General features: G+C 43.2%; 1 protein-coding gene. It reads right to left on the reverse strand.

All coding sequences use genetic code 11. The features are described 5' to 3' along the window. Window positions 1–688: hypothetical protein (locus tag A3729_RS33480; protein ID WP_197476107.1), on the reverse strand; the 688-nt coding region annotated here is incomplete at both ends.

Consider the following 688-nt stretch of genomic DNA (forward strand, 5'->3'; position numbering starts at 1 on the left):
TAATGTAAACATAAGCATTAGCCATACGCTCAGTGCGAAACAAATAGGGCAAGGTGGCGATAACGCCTGGAAATGGTTGATCGAAAGATATCGATAGGATTGAATTGAAAGCAATCGATGCTGTTTAAGCAAACCGCTAATTAATTTCAGACGTGACATACCATACTCTAAGACTAACGTTTCTAAATCGTGAATTTGCTCAAAATATCGGTCACGATGTGCTTCTGTATCATACGACTGAAGATAAAATGTGACGCTAGAAATTTTGCTCACCTCAACGCCATGAATTGCTCTTAGCTGCTTTTTCTTGCACCAACCTGCTTTGCAACATATTGCCCAAAAATCCGGATGCTCCGGCGAAAATCGTGATGGATATGGGAACGACAATCCCAATTTCTGTATTAGTCTGTCCTCGTCACCAAGCTTCATGCGAAGTTTTTCATCAATGTTAGTGATCAGGTTAGTCAAATAGCCAACCGTCGAGTCAATTTTTTCTGCTAGGGATGCCTGGCCCTCGATGATTGAGGCGAGTGTTTTTTCAATGCGGTCATCCCTACCTCGACCACATTGAGGACAATGGCGCGTAGCAATTTCCTGTCGTGTTTTGGGATATGGGGAGTGGCAGCGCGAACAAGTACTTCCTAAGGTCGTATCATGAATGGGGCAATTCGTTAACCAAGGATAATCA

It is taken from the genome of Oleiphilus sp. HI0043 (genome assembly GCF_001634935.1).